Genomic DNA, 21,216 nt, shown 5'->3' with positions numbered 1-21,216 from the left:
GGCGTGCCGCGCGGCGACGATAAACGACTCACCCTACATAGTCATCGACATGCAATCTGCCATCGATTTCGAGCAACTCGCCAACGCCATCGGGGACGCCGTCGTCATCTCGGACGCGGCGGGCGACATCACATACTGGAATCCCGCGGCGACGCGCATGTTCGGCTATACGCAGGACGAAGCGCTCGGCAAGACGCTCGACCTCATCATTCCCGAGCGGCTGCGCGGTCGTCACTGGGAGGGCTATCACAAGACCATGGCGACCGGCCAGACGCGCTACGGCAGCGACGTGCTGCGCGTGCCGGCCGTGGACAAGGCGGGCAAGGCGCTTTCCATCGCATTCACGGTCGCGCTGCTGCACGCGCCGCAGGGCGAAGTGAGCGGCATCGTTGCCGTGATCCGCGATGAAACGGTACGTTTCCAGGAAGAACGCGCGCTCAAGAAGCGGGTTACGGAACTGGAAGCGCAAGCTCAGCAATCCTGAGCGTTGAGAGCCCCGCCGATGCACACCGAAAGACATGGTCACTACGAGGTCGAACTGTCGGCTCGTCAACTGATCCATAACGGCGGCTGGGCGGCGTTCGCCGCCATCCACACGGCAGAGGACACCGACGACGCGGCGGCCGCTGTCTTCCCCCGTCAATGGGTGCTCGACGAAACCGTATTCGAAAGCGAGGCCGCGGCCATTGTCGGCGCGCGCGAGGCGGCGCTCGCCTTGCTCAAGCGAGGCAATTCTCCCAGCCTCGGCATGTCGTAGGGCGCAGCCCCGATCGAGCCGCTGTACACAGAATTCCAACATGAGGCCGGAGTCAGGCGCTGAAGCGCTAACCCTGGCCGGCACAGGAGACGTTTGATGAAGTCGTGGCCACGCTTACGGCGCGCCAGGTACATTGGCGCGCCGCCGGTTTCCCAAGTCCTTGCCGCATCGCTGCCTTTCCTGAAGCAAGGAGGCGCATCGTGACGATGACGATTGCGGTTGCCTGCGAGACACTTGAAGGCGAACGACGCGTAGCGGCGACGCCGGAAAGTGTGGCACAACTAATCAAGCTGGGTTATGCCGTGGAGGTCGAAGCGTCGGCGGGCGCGAACGCGTCTTACCCGGACGACGCCTATCGCGCGGCAGGTGCGCGTATCGCGGACGATGTGCAGGCGCTCTGGAGCGGGGCGGATATCGTCGTCAAGGTGAGGCCGCCTTCGAGCGAGGAAGTGCAGCAAATCAGGCCGGGCGCAACGCTGATCGGCTTCGTCTGGCCCGCGCAGAACGCGGCATTGCTCGAGCAACTGTCTGCGCGCGGCGCCACGGTGCTCGCGATGGACTGCGTGCCGCGCATCTCGCGCGCGCAGAAGCTCGATGCGCTCAGCTCGATGGCGAACATGGCCGGTTATCGCGCGGTCGTCGAAGCGGCCCAGCATTTTGGGCGCGTATTCACGGGACAAATCACGGCGGCCGGCAAGATGCCCCCCGCGAAGGTGCTCGTGATCGGCGCGGGTGTCGCGGGGCTGGCGGCGATCGGCGCCGCGCGCGGCCTCGGTGCGATCGTGCGCGCATTCGATACGCGCCCCGAGGTCGGCCAGCAGGTCGAGAGCATGGGCGCGGAGTTCCTGAGCGTCGACATCGAGGAGGAGGGCGGCGGTGCGGGCGGGTACGCGAAACAGATGAGCGCGAAGTTCATCGAGGCCGAGATGGCGCTTTTCGAGGCGCAGGCGCGCGAAGTCGACATCATCATCACGACGGCGCTCATTCCGGGCAAACCGGCGCCGCGTCTCATCGACGCGAAGACGGTGGCGTGCATGCGCGCGGGCAGCGTGATCGTCGACATGGCGGCGGAGCAGGGCGGCAACTGCGAGCTCACCCGCGCGGGCGAAGTCGTGAACGCAAACGGCGTAACCGTGATCGGCTACACGGACCTGCCGAGCCGCATGGCGAACCAGTCGAGCCAGCTCTATGCGACCAACATACGCCATCTGCTGACCGATCTCACGCCCGCGAAGGACGGCGAACTCAAGCTCGACATGAGCGATGCCGTGCAGCGCGGCGCGACCGTGATGGAGCGCGGCAAGGTGTGCTGGCCGCCGCCCCCGGTACAGGTCTGCGCCATGCCGCAAGCCGCGGCGCCGGCGAAGCCCGCCGTCACGGCCGCCAGCGCCAAAGACGATGACGCGCGGGCCGTGCGTCGCAACGGCGTCTGGTCGCTTGCCGCGCTCGTCATCGTCGCGCTGCTGCTGCTCGTGCTCGGCGCGGTTGCGCCGCCGTCGTTCGTCGCGCACTTCACCGTGTTCGTGCTGGCGGTGTTCGTCGGCTATCAGGTGGTCTGGAACGTCACGCCGGCGCTGCATACGCCGCTCATGAGCGTGACGAATGCGATCAGCGGGATCATCGTGATCGGCGCATTGCTGCATCCGGGCAACGCGAGCGCGATCGTGACTGCGCTGGCGGGCATCGCGCTCGTCGTCGCGACCATCAACATCGCGGGCGGCTTTCTCGTCACCCAGCGCATGCTGAAGATGTTCCAACGGACCTGAGGAGACGTCATGCTCAACGGAATCGGCAACATGGCGTGGCTCGGCGCGGCAACGCTCTTCATCCTCAGCCTGCGCGGCCTGAGTCATCCCGCCAGCGCGCGACGCGGCAATCTCTATGGCGTGACCGGGATGGTGATCGCCATGCTCGCAACCTTGCTGGTGACGGGCGGCGCGGGGCTGCAGATTGCGCTCGTCGCGGCGTTGGTGGGCGGCGGGCTCGGTGCGATGCTCGCGCGCCGCGTGGAGATGACGCAGATGCCGCAGCTTGTCGCGGTGCTGCACAGCTTCGTGGGACTCGCGGCTACGTTGATCGCCTTCGCGAACTTTCTCTCGCCTGCAACCGCGACGAGCGGCGCGGACCGCGCGATCCACGACACGGAGATCTATGTCGGCGCCTTTATCGGCACGATTACGTTCAGCGGTTCGATCGTCGCATTCCTGAAGCTGCAGGGCACGGTGAGCGGCAAGCCGCTCGTGCTGCCGGCGAGGCATCTGCTCAACGCGGTCGTGCTCGGCGCATGCATCGTGCTCGGCTATCGCTTCGTCAGCGCGCCCGATGGCGGCGACGCGCTCTACGCGCTCATTGTGATGTGCGTGCTCGCGGCGGCGCTCGGCATGCATCTCGTGATGGGTATCGGCGGCGCGGACATGCCCGTGGTGGTCTCCATGCTCAACAGCTATTCGGGCTGGGCAGCCGCGGCAACGGGTTTCATGCTCGACAACGATCTGCTCGTTACCACGGGCGCGTTGGTCGGATCGAGCGGCGCGATTCTCAGCTACATCATGTGCCGTGCGATGAACCGGAGCTTCGTTTCGGTGATCCTCGGCGGCTTCGGCGCGGCGAGCGCCACGGCCGGCTCCGCACCGCAAGGCGAAGTCGTGGCGACCACCGTGGACGAAGTGGGGTCGCTGCTGCGCGACGCGCAGGAGGTCGTGATCGTGCCGGGGTACGGCATGGCGGTCGCGCAGGCCCAGAGCACCATCAGCGAGATCACGCGGAGGCTGCGCGCGCTCGGCATACGCGTCCGGTTCGGGATTCACCCCGTTGCGGGTCGCTTGCCCGGGCACATGAACGTGCTGCTGGCGGAGGCGAAGGTGCCGTACGACATCGTGCTCGAGATGGACGAGATCAACGACGACTTCACGGGCACCGACGTCGTGCTCGTGATCGGCGCGAACGATATCGTCAATCCAGGCGCGCAGGAGGACGCGGGCAGCCCGATCGCCGGCATGCCGGTGCTGGAGGTATGGAAGGCGCGCACGGTGGTGGTTTCCAAGCGCAGCATGGCGACCGGTTATGCGGGCGTGGACAATCCACTATTTTATAAGGAGAACACACGAATGCTGTTTGGGGACGCCAAGGGGAGCGTCGATGCGTTGTTGCGACAACTCGAATCGGCTTGACGTTTGAAGCAAGGCGCGGCGCGCGAACGTCTGCCGCGCTGCCTGTATCGCGGGAAATCCACGCAAATGCGCACGCGCCGCGCGATGGCACGCAGGCAATCACAACGGACGGAGACAGAAAACGTGGCATATACCGATCGTATCGAAGGTGGCTACACCGCCAGGCGGCACAACCGCTGGGTGCAGCTCGTGGCGGGCATTCTCTGCATGGGGCTCGTCGCGAACCTGCAGTACGCGTGGACGCTCTTCGTCGTGCCAATGGACGCGCAACATCATTGGGGGCAGGCTGCGATCCAGCTCGCGTTCTCGATTTTCATCGTGACGGAGACCTGGCTCGTGCCCGTGGAGGGATGGCTCGTCGACCGCTTCGGCCCACGCCCGGTCGTGATGGGAGGCGCGTGCTGCGTAGCGCTCGGCTGGGTGCTCGATGCGTGGGCGTCCGCGCTGCCGGTGCTCTACATGGCGGGGGTGATTTCGGGCATCGGCGCGGGCTGCGTGTACGGCACCTGTGTCGGCACAGCGCTCAAATGGTTTCCCGACAGGCGCGGCCTCGCCGCCGGCATGACGGCGGCGGGTTTCGGCGCGGGCGCGGCGCTCACGGTCATTCCGATCTCGAACATGATCCAGCAGTCGGGCTATGAGCGCGCGTTCATATTCTTCGGACTCCTTCAGGGCGCGTGCATCATGGCGCTCGCGCTCGTAATGGTGCGGCCGAAGCCGCCCGCACATGCGGCGGGCATTAAGCGCATCGTCGCGACGAAGACCGACTACACGACGAAGCAGATGGTTCGCGCGCCCATTTTCTGGGTGATGTACGCGATGTTCGTTTGCGTGGCGGCGGGCGGCATCATCGCGACGGCGCAGATCGGCCCGATCGCCAGGAGCTATGGCTTCGCGTCGATGCCGGTCACGCTCATTTCGGCAACGCTGCCGCTGCTTACGATGACGCTCTCGATCAACAAGCTCTGCAACGGCTTTACGCGGCCGCTGTGCGGGTTCATATCGGATCGCATCGGGCGCGAGAACACGATGTTCATGACGTTTCTCGGCGAGGGGCTCGCGTTGCTCGGCTTGCGCGCGTTCGGCCACGACCCGTATTTCTTCATGTTGTTTTCCGGTCTCGTGTTCCTCTTCTACGGCGACATCTTCTCCAATTTTCCTGCCACTTGCGCCGACACGTTCGGCGCGCGCTACGCGGCAGGGAACGCCGGTACGCTCTATACCGCGAAGGGGACCGCGGCGATGCTGGTGCCCGTCGCGACATTGCTCGCGCTGCACGGCGGCTGGAACATGGTGTTCGACATGGTCGCCTGCGTGGCGATGATGGCGGGCGTGTGTGCGAAGGTGATCCTGCAGCCGATGCGCCGCCGGTGGATTTTTCAGTCGGGCGTGGAGGCGAAAATCGCCGATTCTGCGTTCGCGCCTTCGCCGCTCGGTTCGCACGAGTGAGCGCGGCGCGCCCGGTCGGACGCGCCTCGGCGATTGCCGGGATACGCACGCAGTCTGCGCGTTACGGGCGCGCGGCTGTACCCGCTGCGAGCGGGGGCGGGGCGTAACGCGCGTACCATCCGGGTGGCCGTTTGCAGTCTGGCGCGGACACGTGCCAGTCGCACGCGTCGCGCATTGGTGCGTGCCTGCTGACGACGGGGTGGGGCTTCTTCATCCTCGTTTTCCCCGAGGCCAAGGTGCGCATAACGGCCCTCGCTGGCGCTCCTGTCGTGCCAGTGTTCGGGGAGGCGCGTTGCCAGCAGTCAGGTCCCCGCGGCGCCGAAGCTCACGGCAACGATCGCGGCGGCAAGAACGAGTTCCATCCGGTCTTCCTCAATCGATATTCCATGAATAGGCGCACGCGCTATGCCGGACGCGTTCAGTGTCCGGCGAAGGCGTCAATCAAAGAATGGCCCCGAGCAATATGTACCATGAAATACAACGGAGGGGCGATGGGCGAAGAAGCAGCCTGTGAGGGAGACGGAAGCAAGCTTCGCGAGAAAAACGAAAAAGCCCGCAAGTTTGCGGGCTTTTTCGATGAAGCTTGTGCTGCCAATTTTGTGCTTGATGAGACGTGGTGCCCAGGAGAGGACTCGAACCTCCACAGTGTTGCCACCGCCAGGACCTGAACCTGGTGCGTCTACCAATTCCGCCACCTGGGCACGTCTTCAAGCTAGAACAAAATTATGGCGTGATTCCGCGAGTCTGTCAATGGATGTTTTCAAAAAACTGAACTCGGGAAAACTGCTGCTGCGTTTTTTGCCAGATAGCAGGGCAACTGACCTTCTGGTCAAGCCGAAAATGAAAAAGGCCGGCGTGAAGCCGGCCTTTTGTATCTGGTGCCCAAGAGAGGACTCGAACCTCCACAGTGTTGCCACCGCCAGGACCTGAACCTGGTGCGTCTACCAATTCCGCCACCTGGGCAAGGTGTCGTTCGCTATTCAACTGGTGTTGTGCAGCGAAGACCGCCATTATAGAGGACAAAAGGCTTCTGTCAAGCACTTTGCCGAACATCGTCAATCGTGGCCGCCTGGGGTGCTTCGTCGACATGATACGGGCGCCCGGTCGGGCCGCAACGCCTTCGCCCCGGCTCGTAGGGCGTGGCGCGGGTGTTAGAATGCCTCGCAGCAGTTCCGCCGGCTGAACAAGTCGTACATGCGCGTGGTGCACCGTTGTGCACGCGGTGCGAGCGGTCAAGCAGTCCTCGCGCGGGCCAGCGGGTTGCAGCACTCGAAGACCGGGGCGCCGCCCGCATTCGTCGGGCCGCGCCAAATCCGACGTCCACGCAACGAGAACAACCATCGACAAGCCCTTGAGCAAATATCCGTACCCGATTCCCAGCCGCGAAGAGATCCTCGGCGTGCTGCGGACCAGCGACTCGCCGTGCACCGCGAACGATATCGCCGAGGCGCTTTCCATCAAGCGCCAGGAGCGCGAAGGGTTTTTCCGGCGGCTCGCCGCGATGGAGCGCGACGGGCAGATCCGGCTAGATTCGCGTGGCCATTACCAGCTCGCTCATCCCTCGAATTTCGTCGCGGGGCGCGTGCAGGGACATCGCGACGGCTACGGCTTCCTCATTCGCGACGACGGGCAAGACGATCTGTTTCTGCCACAAGGCGAAATGCAGAAAGTCATGCACAACGATCGCGTGCTGGCGCGCATCGTCGGCTATGACCGGCGCGGGCGCCCGGAGGGGCATATCGTCGAGGTCACCGACCGCGCGAACCGCAGCGTGATCGGGCGCCTGCTCAACGAGAACGGCGCGCTGATCGTCGCCCCCGAGGACAAGCGCATCGGCCACGACATCCTCGTCACGCAGAATCCGAAGAAAGCCAAGGTCGGCCAGGTCGTGGTCGTCGAACTCACCGATTTCCCCAGCCGCCACTCGCAGCCGCTCGGGCGCGTGGTGGAGGTGCTCGGCGACATCGACGATCCCGGCATGGAGATCGAGATCGCCGTGCGCAAGTACGGCGTGCCGCACGAGTTCAGCAAGGCCGCGCTCGACGAGGCCGCGAAGCTGCCCGACGCCGTGCGTCCCACCGACATTCGCTATCGCGTGGATCTGCGCGACGTGCCGCTCGTCACCATCGACGGCGAAGATGCGCGCGACTTCGACGACGCCGTCTATTGCGAGCCGATGCAGGTCGGACGCGGCGAAGGCTTCCGGCTGATCGTCGCGATCGCCGACGTCTCGCACTATGTGCTGCCCGGCACCGGGCTCGACGTCGACGCGATCGAGCGCAGCACGTCGGTCTATTTCCCGCGCCGCGTGATTCCGATGCTGCCCGAGAAGCTCTCGAACGGGCTCTGCTCGCTCAATCCGCACGTCGACCGCTGCGTACTCGTGTGCGACATGGTCATCACCGCGCGCGGCGAGATCAAGGCGTACCAGTTCTATCCGGGCGTCATGCATTCGGCGGCGCGGCTCACGTATACCGAAGTCGCGGCGGTCCTCACCAACACCAAGGGCCCGGAGGCGACGCGCCGCGCGGCGCTGCTGCTGCATTTGCAGAATCTCTACGGCGTGTACAAGTCGCTTTTCGCGGCGCGCCAGAAGCGCGGCGCGATCGACTTCGACACGACCGAGACGTACATCGTCTGCAACGCGCAGGGCAAGATTGAGCAGATCGTGCCGCGCCAGCGCAACGATGCGCACAAGCTGATCGAGGAGTGCATGCTCGCGGCGAACGTCTGCGCGGCCGACTTCATGAAGCGCCACAAGCACCCGGGCCTGTACCGCGTGCACGCCGGTCCGGGTGCCGAAAAGCTCGAGAACCTGCGCACCTTCCTGCGCGGCATGGGCCTTTCGCTCGGCGGCGGCGACACGCCGCACGCGAGCGACTACGCCGCGCTGATGGCACACGTCCGCGACCGGCCCGACGCGCAGATGCTGCAGACCATGCTGCTGCGCTCGATGCAGCAGGCCGTCTACAGTCCCGACAACATCGGCCACTTCGGGCTTGCCTACGAGGCCTACGCGCACTTCACGAGCCCGATTCGCCGCTATCCCGACCTGCTCACGCACCGCGCGATCTACGCGATCTTGCAGGGCAAGAAGTACCAGCCGCACGCGCCGGACGGCGTCGAGCTCAACACCGCGCTCTCGCCGCGCGCCCGCGCGCTGCAGGCCGAGGACGAGGAAAAGCGTGGCCGGCGCGGCCGCGGAAGCAACACGGCGATCTGGGAAGAGCTGGGCCTGCACTGCTCGGCGAACGAGCGCCGCGCGGACGAAGCCTCGCGCGACGTCGAAGCGTGGCTCAAGTGCTATTTCATGCGCGACAAGCTCGGCGAGGAGTATGGCGGGATGGTGAGCGGCGTGACGTCGTTCGGTATTTTCGTGCAGCTCGACGCGCTGTTCATCGAAGGTCTCGTGCACGTGACGGAACTGGGTTCGGACTACTTCCAGTACGACGAGATCAAGAACGAATTGCGCGGCGAGCGCACCGGCATCCGCTATCGTCTTTCGGACCGCGTGCGCGTGCAGGTGAGCCGCGTGGATCTGGACGCCCGCAAGATCGACTTCCGTCTCGTTCGCGATACGCCCGTTAAGCCGGGCGGCGGCAGCCGGCCGATGGCGGTCGACAAGGGCGGCATGGAAGGCGGTCCGCGCGTGCGTGCGCTGCCGGGCGGCGACGTTTCGCGCCAGAAGAAAGCCGCACCGGCGCCGAGCGCCGCGGTGAAGGAAGCGCGCGCGGCGCGCGGCGCGGCCAAGACCGCGAAAAAGCGTGCGGCGGCGAAGTCGTCGGCAAAGAAGCAGCCGTCGCGCAAAAAGCGCTGATACAGCGTGCTGCGGGCGCCTGCGCGCACCGCAGCAGTCTCACATCCGGGCGGCGCCTTCGTGCGCGCGCCCGGTTTTTTCACATGCGGGCGCGCCATGTCGGGCGCATTTCGCATGCGCCGGACCGCACGAAGCGGCCGGCAGCGTCATCGTTGTATACGGCGCAGCGTCTGCGCCGCAAACCGTTTATCAGGGGTTGTCTCAGTCATGTCACGTCTCAAGGTTCTTTACGGATTTCATGCGGTGACCGCACGCTTGCGGCACGACGCGTCCACGGTCGAGGATGTCTACTACGATCCGACGCGCCGCGATCGCCGCATGCAGGATTTCCTGCACGCCGCGAAGGAAGCGGGCGCGCGTCTGATCGCAGCCGATGAAACGCGCCTTTGGGGCCTCGCGCACACGGAGCGCCACCAGGGCGTGGTGGCCCGCGTGAACGATCTGCCGCTCGCGCAGAACCTCGCGGAACTGCTCGACGGTATCCAGGGCTCGCCGCTCCTGCTCGTGCTCGACGGCGTGACCGATCCGCACAACCTCGGTGCGTGCCTGCGCGTGGCCGACGCGGCGGGCGCCCACGCCGTGATCGCGCCGCGCGACCGCGCCGTGGGCCTGAATGCGACGGCCGCGAAGGTGGCGAGCGGCGCCGCCGATACGGTGCCGTACATCACCGTCACGAACCTCGCGCGCGCGCTGCGCGAACTCAAGGAAGCGGGCGTATGGGTGGTGGGCACGGCAGGCGACGCGAGCGCCAGCCTTTACCAGACGAAGCTCGACGGCCCCGTCGCGCTCGTGATGGGCGCCGAAGGCGAGGGCATGCGCCGCCTCACGCGCGAAACCTGCGACGAAGTCATGCACATTCCGATGGCGGGCACGGTCGAAAGCCTGAACGTTTCCGTGGCTTCGGGCGTGTGCCTGTTCGAGGCCGTGCGGCAGCGCTCCGTCGCGCGCTGAGCGGTCGCGCCGATTCCGCGCGGCGCGGGCGGGGCGCACCGGCGTCGCCCGATGGGCCGCGCGCCGGCATGATGCGGGCAGCCCGCGCCCGCATCTCCGGTAAACTATGCGATTCCGCGTTTTTCTCCTCCTCGGGCTGTACTCCCATGACTCAAGACGAACTCAAGCAACTGGTCGGCCAGGCCGCCGCCGACTATGTCAACGCCAATGTGCCGGAGGGCGCCGTGATCGGCGTCGGCACGGGATCCACCGCAAACTGCTTCATCGACGCGCTCGCGGCGAGCAAGGGCCGCTATCGCGGCGCCGTGTCGAGCTCGGTCGCGACCACGGCGCGCCTCGAAGCGCACGGCTTCAAGATTTTCGACCTCAACGAGATCGAAGCGCTGCCCGTCTATGTGGACGGCGCCGATGAAATCGACGGCGAAGGCGCCATGATCAAGGGCGGCGGCGGAGCGCTCACGCGCGAGAAGATCGTCGCTTCGGTGTCGGACGTGTTCGTCTGCATCGCCGACGCCAGCAAGCGCGTCGAGGTGCTCGGCCAGTTTCCGCTGCCGCTCGAAGTGGTACCGATGGCGCGCACGGCCGTCGGCCGCCGTGTCGCAGCGCTCGGCGGCGTGCCCGTGTTGCGCGTGCAGAAGGACGGTTCGCCCTATATCACCGACAACGGCAACGAAATCCTCGACGTGAAGGGCCTGCGCATCAGCGACCCGCGCACGCTCGAGGCGCACGTCAACGCCTGGCCGGGCGTGGTCACGGTGGGTCTGTTTGCCGCACGCGGCGCGGACCTTTGCCTCCTCGGCGGCGAAGCGGGCGTCGAGCGCATCGAATATCGCGAGGCCTGAGCGGTTTCGCGCGAGCGGCAGATGCAACACGCCTTGTGTGTTCGCTGCCGCTCTTTTTCTGGCAGCCTGACGTGGCCTGCCGAACGGAATACCGCGATCAATCATTAAAATAACGCGATTTTAGACGTCTCGTTGCTTGTGCAACTTCTCGCCGCATCAAATCATTTTCGATTTCTTTTTTTATCGCATCCCCCCTTACGTTGAGAACCCCACATAAAACGGGCGAATGGCGTAGCAATGGTCTTGCTGCCTGAGATATAAATTCACTGTTCGGCGGCGTTATGCAAGCGGTTCGATAAAAGTGACATCGAAACGGCCGGGCAGGAGACGAAGCGGCACGCGAACATGCGCGGCAGCTCGGTGGTTTCAGTCAGGCAGCGCGCCGGAAAACATGGCGGGCGCCGTGTGGCACTCGGGGAAACAATGAAAAAACCGGATGGGCGATTCATATCGGACTGCTATTCAATAGGGTCCGCGACAAGTCCATGTGTCTACGGAGTATCCCTTTCCGTTTTCCGGATTTTCGATTCTGCCTGATCGTCGTTTTGCGCGAATGCGCAATATGGCGTCGTGCGTGCGAATTTAAATCCGGCAATTCCATTAAAACGGTCTTTCCGATAACGGGTTGGTCCGCGGGATATTCGTGCGCCGTTAATTCAGTGATTTACAGGCATTGAAATCGCAGTCGTGTTAAATGCGCCCGCGCTATCAGGGGGAGTGCGAGCGTATTCATCCAACTCTCCCCTGTCTTATCAGGAAGATCAAAGTCATGAAGAAGATTCAAGCCATTTCGCTCGCCGCCATGCTCTCCCTCGGTTCGGCTGCCGCTTTCGCGGGCGGTCCGGGCTCGATCGGCGCGCCGTCGTCCACCACGTCGTCGGTGGGCGCCGCTGGCGCCGGCTTTGGCGCCGCTGCGTTGACGTCGAGCTCCACCTCGTCGGTCAACGGCAATTTCGGCTCGTCGCTGACGGTGCCGGGTCATATCGACGCCACGGTGGCGCAAGGCAACCAGTCGTTCTCGAACGCGAGCCTCACGTTCGGCTCGGGCTACACCACGCAAAGCGGCAACTCGCAGACCTACGGACAGGTTGGCTACGGCAACGTCGGCCAGACCGGCACGACGAGCACGAACCAGAATTCGGCCACGCTCGGCTTCACGAGCGCGACGCAGTCGGGCTCGCAGAACTTCAACTCGTCGGTGATCAACACGTCGTTCAACGGTTCGAGCGGCAGCTACGGCGGCTCGGGCTTCACGTCGAACGCAAGCGCGACCGGCAACGGCACCGCCAACGCGGATGGCCAGGCCGGCATTCTCGCGGCGGGCGGCGCGGGCTCGATCACCGGCGGCATTCACTGGTAAGCAGGACGGATCAGCCGTTCACTAGCGCGTCGGAGGGGGGCGCCGCCCCCCTTTCCGTCTACGGAGACAAGAATGAGCAAGCTGAAACAAAAATTCGCCGTTGCCGGGGTGTTGATGTTTGCAGGCGCTGCGTGGGCGCAGACCACGCCGACGATGACGTCGGGGACCACGTCCACGTCGAGCCAGACGAGCACGGTGTCCAACACGGTCGTGCTGCCGAGCGGCGGTGCGTCGGACATCACGTATCACGGCGCGTACGACGTGCGCACGACGCCCACGGTCTATGCGCCGGGCCTGACGGCTTCGGTGACCGAAACCTGCTGGGGCAGTGTTTCGGCTGCCGTATCGGTGGTGGGCGTCGGCGCGACGGCCGCAGGCACCATCAAGGATCAGGACTGCAACAAGCGTTTGAACGCAGCGGTGGCGTGGCGCATGGACCGCAAGGACATTGCGTTCAACATCATGTGCCAGGAAGACGACTTCCGCGAAGCCGCCGCGTTGACCGATCATCCGTGCGGCGAGAACCGCAAGGTCGCGAAGAACGACGGCGCGCCCGTGCAACTGCGCAATGCCGATACCGGCGCGGATCCGAAACTCCAGGAACCGACCGACCCGTTCGTGCGGGAACGCGAGCACCTTCCCCCGGTGCCGCTTGCCCAGGCGCTCATGCCTTCGGCTCATTGAATGCCGCAAGGCAGGAGAGAGCGTGCTCGTTCCTGCCTCGCATGTCTGGCCACGATTGATTCGTTATCCTGCCGGTTTTCTCTTTGTCTGCGGATTCCGGGGTGCGCATGAGCCGTTGCGGCGATCGCGAAAGAGAAACGCAAAGCATGCAAAAGCGTGCCGCTACGGACACGCTTTGCTCGCGGATGATGAGCCAGCCCGCGTGGCGCTCGCGGCGCGAACCGCGAGAACGATCTCACTCGACGGTTTCCGCCTGACGCAGGCGCGGCAGCAGCCGATCGAATTCGCGGCGCACGAGCCCGTAACATTCGCAGGCGCGCGCTTCGAGACCCTTGCGGTCGAGCACGCGGATGTGGCCGCGGCTGTGGTGGATCAGGCCTTCGTCGTGCAGCTTGCCGGCCGCTTCGGTGATGCCTTCGCGGCGCACGCCGAGCATGTCGGCGATCAGTTGTTGCGTGACGGTGAGATCGTTCGAAGCCACGCGGTCCACCTCGATCAGGAGCCAGCGGCACAACTGCTTGCTGAGCGAATGATGACGATTGCAGGCGGCCGTCTGCGCGACCTGCGTGAGCAGGGCGTGCATGTAGAGCAGCATGAGGCGGCGCAGGAAGTCGGAGCGCGCGAACTGCTGCTTGAGGCTTTGCGCGCTCATGCGATAGGCGAAGCCCGCGCACTGCACCTGCACGCGGTTAGGCATCGTCTCGCCGCCCGTGAGCACCGGCACGCCGGTCATGCCCTCACGGCCGACCGCGGCGATTTCGACCGAACTGCCGTCTTCCATCGTCGAGAGCAGCGAAACGATCGCCGTGGTCGGGAAGTACACGTGATGAATGCGCTGGCCGGAATCGCAGATCAGTTGTTCGGTGCGCAGATGAACGAGTTCGAGGTGCGGGGCAAGAGCCTGCCATTCATGCGACGGGAGGGCGCCCAGCAAATGATTGCCGTGAAGATCCGACTGAAGGGTTAACATGACTGGTCCTCGTGCGAGGCGGCAGGTGCCGTCTCCTGTTTTTTGATTCCGTTCGCCGAACTTGTTGTTATCCGCCGTTTCCCGTACGGCTTCTATGTTCGTCGTGCCGGCCCCATAGTCCCGTTTGCGTGCGCGGGTATTGTTCGTCCGCGTCAGCGCTCGTGTGGCGCTCACCTTTAGCAGGGTGTGTGCCAGCGGGAACGAAATCACGTCTGCATGCGGCTCCGCGCGGGGTGGTCATGCCGCACCGCGGCGTAATGCCGCATTTTTTGTTTCACTTTTGTACGACGACGTTGCCGGCCGCGCTGACGGAAGAAGGATTTTTGGTGTCTGCAAGTGCTTGATTCGAAATGGATATTTTCCCGGCGAACACGGGCTGTCAGGAATGGCTCCTTGCTGAAACATCGAGGCGAGGGAAATCCTGCCGATATGGGCCACGCCGCAAAAAACGCAGCTTTTTTGATTCAGTTCTGTTGCAGCGCAAGCATCGCCTGCGAAAAAGCGTGCGGGCGTGAAACATCACGCGGCGATTGCATCGGCGCATGCCTTCAGTGTGGGTATGCGTACAGATTGGCCGGGCGAGGTTTGCTCCAATGAGGGCCGTGAAAGATCCTGGGGATCCGGGAGGTCCGGGAAGCGCGTGATGCTTCGGGCGAGTCCGCCGGCAGGGAGGGCGTGAGGTTCGCCAACGTGACCCCCACGTACTTCAAACGGGGAGCGCCCTGCATGAACCAGCTCGTGATGCCTGCCGGCTTGACCGCCGCAGCCAGTGAACGCGAAGTCGCGCTAGCCGTTCAGCCCGTCGTGCTGGCCGGCGGATCGGGCACGCGGCTCTGGCCGCTTTCGCGCGAACATTGCCCGAAGCAACTGATCGATCTGCTCGACGGCGAGTCGCTGCTCGAAGCCACCCTGAGGCGGCTCGACGGCGTGTATGCGCAGTCGGGCCCCGCGATCCGCAAGGCTGCGCCCATCGTGGTGAGCAGCGAGGAGCTGCGGCTCATGACAGCCGACCGGCTCGGGCGCAGCGGCAAGCCCGCATGCGTCGTGCTGGAGCCGGTCGCGCGCAACACGGCGCCCGCGTTGACGGTGGCGGCGCTCGCGGCGCGCACCATGCACGAAGCTGCGCTCGAGCGCGAAGGCGCCGTTGCCGATTGCGACAGCGACCCGGTGCTCGTCGCCATGCCGGCCGACCATCTGATTGCCGACCGCGCGGCGTTCGCGGTCGCGCTCGAAGAGGCCGTCATGTATGCGGCGCACGGCGCGATCGTCACGCTGGGCGTGCCGCCGCAGCGCGCGGAAACGGGTTACGGGTACATCGGCGCGGGAGTGGCGCTCGGCGTGAGCGGGGCGCGCCGCATCGAGCGCTTCGTCGAAAAGCCCGATGCCGAGCTTGCCGCGCGCTACGTTGCCTCGGGCGACTATCTCTGGAATAGCGGCATTTTCGTGGTGCGCGCATCGGTCTGGCTCGCCGCGATCGCGCATTGCCGGCCGTCCATCGCCGCGCAATGCGCGACGGCGTTCGAGGCGGCCGTGGTCGATGCGGACGGCACCGTGCATCTCGATGCAGCGGCGCTCGCCGCGTGCCCGTCCGATTCGATCGACTATGCGGTGATGGAATCGCTGGGCTCCGACGCGCGACTCGCGGGCGTGGTCGTGCCGTTCGTGGCGGGCTGGTCCGACGTGGGCGCATGGGATGCCGTGTGGCAAGCCTCGAACAAGGACGCGAGCGGCAACGTTGCGCGCGGCCGCGTGATGTTCGAGGACGTGACCGACACGTTCGCGCATTCGGACGGACGCCTCGTCGCCTGCGTGGGCGTGCACGGCGTGGTGGTCGTGGAGACGGCCGATGCGGTGCTGGTCGCCGCCAAAGACCGCGTGCAGGACGTGAAGGCCGTGGTGAGCCGGCTCCGGGAGCAGCACAGCGAAGTCGCGCAGCATCACCGGCGCGTGGAGCGACCATGGGGCTACTACGATTCGGTCGATCAAGGCGAGCGCTTCCAGGTCAAGCGCATCGTCGTGAAACCGGGCGGGCGGCTTTCGCTGCAGATGCATCACCATCGCGCCGAGCACTGGACCGTGGTGCGCGGCACCGCGCGCGTCACGCGCGGCGACGAGGTCTTTCTGCTCTCGGAAAACGAGTCCACTTACATTCCGCTCGGCGTGAAGCACCGGCTGGAGAATCCGGGCAAAACGTCGCTGGAGATCATCGAGGTGCAGTCGGGCGGCTATCTCGGCGAGGACGACATCGTGCGCTTCGACGATCAATACGGACGTATACAGCGTTAAAAAGCATACGCGGACGAAACATGCGCGCCGGCATCGCTGCATATGCACGGCCAGAGGCTGTCGATCGACGCATGGGGTCGGTTGAAGTAATTGGGCGATTCATACGATCGCCTTACAAGAACGGCAACACACGGGCCGCAGCGGCACGAGGCAATCCAAACGATACGTCGGCGCCGCAAGCATCACGTCAGGAGATATCCTGGCTGGCGAGTTATGCGAACAGCATGGCAACGTACCACATAAGTTCGACGACGCACGAGGGCCCGCGCAGTAACCGGCAAACATGGGCGACAAGCCGCATCGGGGGGTAGGGTCATGGAACTGGGGAACAAGGAACGCTCGCTCGTCAGCAAGGTGATGGACGGGCTGATTTCGGGCATCGTCGAGGAGCGGTATGGCGCCGTGCTGCCGCCGCAGGACGTCCTCTCGAAGGAGTTTGAGGTAAGCCGGACGGTGATGCGCGAAGCGCTCTCCATGCTGCTGGCCCGTCATATGCTCGATGTGCGGCCGAAGATCGGCACGCGCATCAGGCCGATGCGCGACTGGCGCATGATCGACGAGGACGTCGTGAGCTGGCGCTTTCGCGCGAAGCCGGACAAGACGTTTCTGCGCGACGTGATCGAATTTCGCGGCCTGATCGAACCGGCGGCATGCGCGCTCGCGGCCACGCGCGCAAGCGCGGCGGACATCGCCGGCATACGCGACGCGTTTGAGGCGCTACGCCGGACGAGCACCGACGACCCGAACTTCCAGACCGCCGACGCGCTGTTGCACACGCGCATTCTGGCTGCGAGCGGGAATCAGTTTTATCAGCAGATGGCGGCGATCATTCGCGGCGCGCTCTCGCTCGTCAATCCGATCCTCAACGCGCGGGACGGGGGCTGGGCCAACGTCGTGGCGGCGCACGAGCGCGTGATCGACGCGATCGAGCGGCGCGCGCCGAAAGAGGCGGAAGCGGCCGCGCTGGCGATGATCGAGTACACGGCCGACGAACTCACCCGCGCGTTGTCCCCCGAAGCGCTGGAGCAGCGCTAGCGCGCGTCGTCCGTTCATGGCGCCGCGGTGAGCGCTTCGACGCGGGTGCATTGCGGCGCGCCGGGCGTGCCGGTATCGTGCGTGTCTTTGGGTGCGCCGCGCGGGATGCGGCAGCCCCGGGGCTCACTACCGGAGCACGCAACTTATGAGCGAAACAAAAACGATCCGTTGGGGCATCGTCGGCGCGGGCCGCATCGCGCACCGCTTTGCGCAGGGCCTCGGGCACGTGCCGCATGCGCGTGTGGAAGCGGTCTGGTCGCGGCGCGCCGAAACCGCGCAGGCGCTGGGCGCGGCCTGCGGCGCCAGGGCGTGCGATAGCCTCGAAGCGCTTTTCGCGAGCGGCATCGACGCCGTCTATATCGCCACGATGCAGGACAGCCACGCCCAATATGCGATCGCGGCGCTCGAAGCCGGCCTGCCCGTGCTCTGCGAAAAGCCCGCCACGGTGAACGGCGCGCAGCTCGAACGCGTGCTCGACGCGGCGCGCCGCACGCGCCGCCTCTTCATGGAGGCGATGAAGCCGCCGTTCTATCCCCTCTATCGCGCGTTGCGCGAGCATCTGGCTGCCGATCCGATCGGGCACGTGGGGCTCGTGCGCGCGGGCTGCTCGGTGGCGAACGTGAGCGCCGACCATCCTTCGTTTTCTTTCGAACAAGCGGGCGGGGCGCTGCTCGATATCGGCGTCTACGAGATGTTTCTTGCCGTCGACTGGCTCGGCGCGCCGCGCGAGGTGCAAACCTTCGGGCGTCTCGGCGCAACCGGCGTGGACACGTTCGCGAGCCTGAACTGCCAGCACGAGCACGGCATCGCCCAGCTATTTTGCGGCCTCGATCTGCATGGCTATGGCGACGCGCTGCTCGCGGGGCCGCTTGGCCACGTGACAATTCATGCGAACTGGTGGAACCCCGCGCGCGCGACGGTGCGCTATGTGGATGGCCGCGTCGTCGAACTCGACGAGCCGTTCACGGGCGGCGGCCTGAATTACGAAACCGCGCACTTTTGCGAGCTGCTGCGCGCGGGCGTGCTGGAAAGCCCGGTGATGACGCACGACACTTCGCGCCGCATGCTCGCGATAGCCGACGCCGCGCGCGCGGCGCTCGGACTGCGCTTTGCCTGCGAGTAAAAAAGCGGCACGGTTCGCATGAGCGGACCGTGCGCGACAGGCAACATGCGGTATCAGTGCCGCGTGGGCAGCGCGAGGCGCTTTTCGTACCAGTGCTGCACCCACTCGAGCACCTGGCAGAGCACCCAGTAGATGGCGGCGGCCGCGAGATAGAGCGGCAGCGGCTGATACGTCGAAGCGATGATTTCCTGCGCGCTGCGCAGCAGTTCCGTCACGGTGATGACGGACACGAGCGACGTATCCTTGATGAGACTGATGAGGCTGTTCGAGAGACTCGGCACGGCTATGCGCAGCGCCTGCGGCGCGATCACGTAGCGCAGCGTCTGGCGCCGCGAGAGACCGAGGCTGTACGCAGCGAGCCATTGGCCGCGGTGAATGCCGAGAATCGCGCCGCGCATGCTCTCCGAGAGATACGCTGCCACGTTCGCGGAGAGCGCGATCACCCCTGCTGGCGTCGGATCGAGCGAGATGCCGATGCTCGGCAATCCGTAGTAAATGACGAAGATCTGCACGAGCAGCGGCGTGCCGCGCATCAGGCTTACGTACACGCGCGCGATGAGCACGAGCGAGCGGTTCGAGCTGATGCCCATGAGCGCGAGCACGGCGCCGCCGATGAACCCGAAGATCATCGAAAGCACGGCGAACTTGACCGTCAGCACCGCGCCCTGCGCGAGTACCGGCAGCGACTGGATGATGAGCGTGTAAATGGGCATGGGCGTAGGTATGAAGTTGAAGTGGCGTGTTTTGCAATGGCCGTACATATGCGAAGGGCGGCATCGCACGATGCCGCCCTTCGCGTCAGCCGGACTGTGCGGTGCGCGGGATCATTGCGTGACCGGTCTGGTCACGTCGATGCCGAACCATTTGTCCGAGATCTTCGTGAAAGTGCCGTCGGCTTCGAGTTGCGTCATCGCGTCTTCGATCGCCTTGGCGAACTTCGGATTGCCCTTCCTGAACGGGATGGCCGAAGGGTTGCCGTTGCCGACGATCGCGCCCGTGCGCAGCGGCAACTGCGAGTTCTTGAGCAGGTAGGCGAGCATCAGGCGGTCGTTGAGCGCCGCGTCGAGCCGGCCTGCCGCGAGATCGCGCAGATACTCGGGCGCGCCCGGATAGGTCTTCACGTCGATGCCCGGCACCGACTTGGCCATGTCCATGTAATTCGTGCCGAGACCGACGCCGAGTTTCTTCCCCTTGAGGTCTTCGAGCGACTTGAACTGGCGCGTGTCGTCCTTGCGCTGGATGAGCTGCGCGGCCGAGTACGTGTAGGCCGGCGAGAAGTCGAGCACCGCTTTGCGCTGGTCGGTCACGCCGACCTGGTTCACGATCACGTCGAACTTGCCCGCCTGCAGGCCGGCGATGATGCCGCTCCATTCGGTCGTGACGAACTCGGGCTTGAGGCCCATCTTCGCGGCCACGGCCGTGGCGATGTCGACGTCATAGCCGACCAGTTCGCCGTTGGGCGCTTTCGAATTGAACGGCGGGAAGGTGCCTTCGAGACCGATGCGCAGCGTGCCGCGCGCCTTGGCCTGGTCGAGCAGGTCTTCGGCATGGGCGCTGGCCGCGACGAACGATGCGCCGACGAGCGCGAGTGCAAGGAGTTTCTTCAGCAAACCGGCTTTCATGTTTTCCTCTTGTTCTGCTGCGATTTTCTGCGTTGCCGCCTGAATTTCCGTGCCAGGCACGACGCCTTCGATGCGCCGTGACCAGCCTGCCACTATAGCTTCACGCGCGGTCCGAGGCCAGCGCCCGCGCGCACTCGGCGACGAGTGCGGGGCCCCGGTAGATGAAGCCCGTATAAATCTGCACGAGCGACGCGCCCGCCGCGATTTTCTCGCGCGCGTCGTCGCCCGAGAAAATGCCGCCCACGCCGATGATCGGCACTTCGCCGCCCAGTTCGGCGCGCAGCTTGCGGATCACGTTGTTCGACGCCTCGAACACGGGGCGCCCCGAGAGACCGCCGGTTTCGTTCGCGTTGGGCATGCCTTCCACCGCCGCGCGCGAGAGCGTGGTGTTGGTCGCGATCACGCCTTCGATCTTGTGGCGCAGGAGCGTATCGGCGATTTCCTTGACCTGCTCGTCGTCGAGATCGGGGGCGATCTTCAGCGCGAGCGGCACGAGTTTGCCGTGCATGTCGGCCAGACGTTGCTGCTTGTTCTTGAGGGCCGCGAGCAGGGCATCGAGTTCGCCCGCGCCCTGCAACTGACGCAGATTTTTCGTGTTCGGCGACGAGATGTTGATCGTGACGTAACTCGCGAACGGATAGACGCGCTCGAGGCAGAAGAGATAGTCGTCGGCGGCGCGCTCGATCGGCGTGTCGGCGTTCTTGCCGATGTTCAGGCCGAGAATGCCGCGGTAGCGCGCGGCCTGCACGTTCTTCACGAACTGCTCGACGCCGTGGTTGTTGAACCCCATCCGGTTGATGATGCCGCCCGCCTGCGGCAGGCGGAAGATGCGCGGACGCGGATTGCCCGGCTGCGGGCGCGGCGTCACGGTGCCCACTTCGATGAAGCCGAAGCCGAGCGCGGCGAAACCGTCGATCGCGGCGCCTTCCTTGTCGAGACCTGCGGCGAGGCCCACGGGGTTGCGAAAGGTGAGGCCCATGACGGTGCGCGGCGAGTCGGGCACGCGCGGCGCGAACAGGGCGGCCACGCCGGTGCGGCCGGCTGCGCCCACGGCGCGCAGGGCGAGGTGGTGGGCGTCTTCGGCGTCCATGCGAAAGAGCTGGTCGCGGACGAACGGATATAGGGTGCTGAACACGGAGAAAAGGCGCGG

The 21,216-nt window shown here is 65.3% G+C and carries 17 protein-coding genes and 2 tRNA genes; 13 read left to right on the top strand and 6 right to left on the bottom strand.

What is annotated here, in order from left to right; all coding sequences use genetic code 11:
* Positions 1-49: 49 nt before the first annotated feature.
* From BLU17_RS09335 to oxlT, 5 genes are all read left to right on the top strand, one after another.
* Complete coding sequence (locus BLU17_RS09335) at positions 50-484, top strand: PAS domain-containing protein (protein ID WP_091996438.1); 435 nt, start codon at positions 50-52, stop codon at positions 482-484.
* 18 nt (positions 485-502) lie between these two features.
* Positions 503-757, top strand: coding sequence for a hypothetical protein (locus BLU17_RS09330; protein ID WP_091996437.1), 255 nt, complete (start codon positions 503-505; stop codon positions 755-757).
* Positions 758-957: 200 nt separating this feature from the next.
* The gene (locus BLU17_RS09325) at positions 958-2,523 is read left to right on the top strand and encodes a Re/Si-specific NAD(P)(+) transhydrogenase subunit alpha (protein WP_425434077.1); all 1,566 of its coding nucleotides are present in this window, start codon (positions 958-960) and stop codon (positions 2,521-2,523) included.
* Between the two features lie 9 nt (positions 2,524-2,532).
* On the top strand, positions 2,533-3,927 hold the full coding sequence (locus BLU17_RS09320; protein WP_091996435.1) for an NAD(P)(+) transhydrogenase (Re/Si-specific) subunit beta: 1,395 nt from the start codon (positions 2,533-2,535) through the stop codon (positions 3,925-3,927).
* Positions 3,928-4,050: 123 nt separating this feature from the next.
* On the top strand, positions 4,051-5,376 hold the full coding sequence (gene oxlT / locus BLU17_RS09315) for an oxalate/formate MFS antiporter (protein WP_245746779.1): 1,326 nt from the start codon (positions 4,051-4,053) through the stop codon (positions 5,374-5,376).
* A gap of 614 nt (positions 5,377-5,990) precedes the next feature.
* Here oxlT and BLU17_RS09310 read toward each other — a convergent pair.
* Together BLU17_RS09310 and BLU17_RS09305 are read right to left on the bottom strand one after the other, a co-directional pair.
* Positions 5,991-6,077: transfer RNA gene (locus BLU17_RS09310), tRNA-Leu, on the bottom strand.
* A 175-nt stretch (positions 6,078-6,252) separates the two neighbouring features.
* Positions 6,253-6,339 (bottom strand) — tRNA-Leu (locus BLU17_RS09305).
* A gap of 388 nt (positions 6,340-6,727) precedes the next feature.
* On the opposite strand from BLU17_RS09305, the gene rnr reads away from it, so the two are divergent.
* From rnr to BLU17_RS09280, 5 genes are all read left to right on the top strand, one after another.
* On the top strand, positions 6,728-9,193 hold the full coding sequence (gene rnr / locus BLU17_RS09300; protein ID WP_091996434.1) for a ribonuclease R: 2,466 nt from the start codon (positions 6,728-6,730) through the stop codon (positions 9,191-9,193).
* 207 nt (positions 9,194-9,400) lie between these two features.
* Positions 9,401-10,144, top strand: a complete 744-nt coding sequence (gene rlmB / locus BLU17_RS09295) for a 23S rRNA (guanosine(2251)-2'-O)-methyltransferase RlmB (RefSeq protein WP_091996433.1) — start codon at positions 9,401-9,403, stop codon at positions 10,142-10,144.
* 146 nt (positions 10,145-10,290) lie between these two features.
* On the top strand, positions 10,291-10,986 hold the full coding sequence (gene rpiA, locus BLU17_RS09290; RefSeq protein WP_091996432.1) for a ribose-5-phosphate isomerase RpiA: 696 nt from the start codon (positions 10,291-10,293) through the stop codon (positions 10,984-10,986).
* 769 nt (positions 10,987-11,755) lie between these two features.
* Entirely contained in the window at positions 11,756-12,346 is a 591-nt protein-coding gene (locus BLU17_RS09285) for a hypothetical protein (protein ID WP_091996431.1), read from the top strand.
* Positions 12,347-12,418: 72 nt separating this feature from the next.
* Entirely contained in the window at positions 12,419-13,030 is a 612-nt protein-coding gene (locus BLU17_RS09280) for a hypothetical protein (RefSeq protein ID WP_091996430.1), read from the top strand.
* A gap of 235 nt (positions 13,031-13,265) precedes the next feature.
* On the opposite strand, the gene BLU17_RS09275 is transcribed toward BLU17_RS09280, so the two are convergent.
* Complete coding sequence (locus BLU17_RS09275; protein ID WP_091996429.1) at positions 13,266-14,000, bottom strand: Crp/Fnr family transcriptional regulator; 735 nt, start codon at positions 13,998-14,000, stop codon at positions 13,266-13,268.
* A 726-nt stretch (positions 14,001-14,726) separates the two neighbouring features.
* Here BLU17_RS09275 and BLU17_RS09270 point away from each other — a divergent pair.
* From BLU17_RS09270 to BLU17_RS09260, 3 genes are all read left to right on the top strand, one after another.
* Entirely contained in the window at positions 14,727-16,286 is a 1,560-nt protein-coding gene (locus BLU17_RS09270; protein WP_091996428.1) for a mannose-1-phosphate guanylyltransferase/mannose-6-phosphate isomerase, read from the top strand.
* Between the two features lie 315 nt (positions 16,287-16,601).
* Entirely contained in the window at positions 16,602-17,321 is a 720-nt protein-coding gene (locus BLU17_RS09265) for a FadR/GntR family transcriptional regulator (RefSeq protein ID WP_091996427.1), read from the top strand.
* A gap of 145 nt (positions 17,322-17,466) precedes the next feature.
* A complete protein-coding gene (locus BLU17_RS09260; RefSeq protein WP_091996426.1) occupies positions 17,467-18,444 on the top strand; it encodes a Gfo/Idh/MocA family protein in 978 nt (325 codons plus the stop codon).
* A 53-nt stretch (positions 18,445-18,497) separates the two neighbouring features.
* Here the strand turns inward: BLU17_RS09260 and BLU17_RS09255 are convergent, their stop codons facing one another.
* From BLU17_RS09255 to BLU17_RS09245, 3 genes are all read right to left on the bottom strand, one after another.
* Positions 18,498-19,157 carry an amino acid ABC transporter permease gene (locus tag BLU17_RS09255; protein WP_091996425.1) on the bottom strand — a complete coding sequence of 220 codons (660 nt, stop codon included), beginning with the start codon at positions 19,155-19,157 and terminating at the stop codon, positions 18,498-18,500.
* A 111-nt stretch (positions 19,158-19,268) separates the two neighbouring features.
* Entirely contained in the window at positions 19,269-20,066 is a 798-nt protein-coding gene (locus tag BLU17_RS09250) for a transporter substrate-binding domain-containing protein (RefSeq protein ID WP_091996527.1), read from the bottom strand.
* Positions 20,067-20,166: 100 nt separating this feature from the next.
* A complete protein-coding gene (locus tag BLU17_RS09245; RefSeq protein ID WP_091996424.1) occupies positions 20,167-21,201 on the bottom strand; it encodes a quinone-dependent dihydroorotate dehydrogenase in 1,035 nt (344 codons plus the stop codon).
* Positions 21,202-21,216 lie beyond the last annotated feature (15 nt).

Origin of the sequence: Paraburkholderia lycopersici (assembly GCF_900096975.1) — a bacterium.
GTDB classification, from domain to species: Bacteria; Pseudomonadota; Gammaproteobacteria; order Burkholderiales; family Burkholderiaceae; genus Paraburkholderia; species Paraburkholderia lycopersici.
Note: the sequence above shows the minus strand (reverse complement) of the source record. Positions and strands in the feature narration are given on the sequence as shown.

What these genes read in the sequence shown, in the direction of transcription:
- BLU17_RS09335 (WP_091996438.1), top strand. Translation starts at nt 50, where the DNA reads ATGCAATCTGCCATCGATTTCGAGCAACTCGCCAACGCCATCGGGGAC.
- BLU17_RS09330 (WP_091996437.1), top strand. Translation starts at nt 503, where the DNA reads ATGCACACCGAAAGACATGGTCACTACGAGGTCGAACTGTCGGCTCGT.
- BLU17_RS09320 (WP_091996435.1), top strand. Translation starts at nt 2,533, where the DNA reads ATGCTCAACGGAATCGGCAACATGGCGTGGCTCGGCGCGGCAACGCTC.
- rlmB (WP_091996433.1), top strand. Translation starts at nt 9,401, where the DNA reads ATGTCACGTCTCAAGGTTCTTTACGGATTTCATGCGGTGACCGCACGC.
- rpiA (WP_091996432.1), top strand. Translation starts at nt 10,291, where the DNA reads ATGACTCAAGACGAACTCAAGCAACTGGTCGGCCAGGCCGCCGCCGAC.
- BLU17_RS09285 (WP_091996431.1), top strand. Translation starts at nt 11,756, where the DNA reads ATGAAGAAGATTCAAGCCATTTCGCTCGCCGCCATGCTCTCCCTCGGT.
- BLU17_RS09280 (WP_091996430.1), top strand. Translation starts at nt 12,419, where the DNA reads ATGAGCAAGCTGAAACAAAAATTCGCCGTTGCCGGGGTGTTGATGTTT.
- BLU17_RS09275 (WP_091996429.1), bottom strand. Translation starts at nt 14,000, where the DNA reads ATGTTAACCCTTCAGTCGGATCTTCACGGCAATCATTTGCTGGGCGCC.
- BLU17_RS09270 (WP_091996428.1), top strand. Translation starts at nt 14,727, where the DNA reads ATGAACCAGCTCGTGATGCCTGCCGGCTTGACCGCCGCAGCCAGTGAA.
- BLU17_RS09265 (WP_091996427.1), top strand. Translation starts at nt 16,602, where the DNA reads ATGGAACTGGGGAACAAGGAACGCTCGCTCGTCAGCAAGGTGATGGAC.
- BLU17_RS09260 (WP_091996426.1), top strand. Translation starts at nt 17,467, where the DNA reads ATGAGCGAAACAAAAACGATCCGTTGGGGCATCGTCGGCGCGGGCCGC.
- BLU17_RS09255 (WP_091996425.1), bottom strand. Translation starts at nt 19,157, where the DNA reads ATGCCCATTTACACGCTCATCATCCAGTCGCTGCCGGTACTCGCGCAG.
- BLU17_RS09250 (WP_091996527.1), bottom strand. Translation starts at nt 20,066, where the DNA reads ATGAAAGCCGGTTTGCTGAAGAAACTCCTTGCACTCGCGCTCGTCGGC.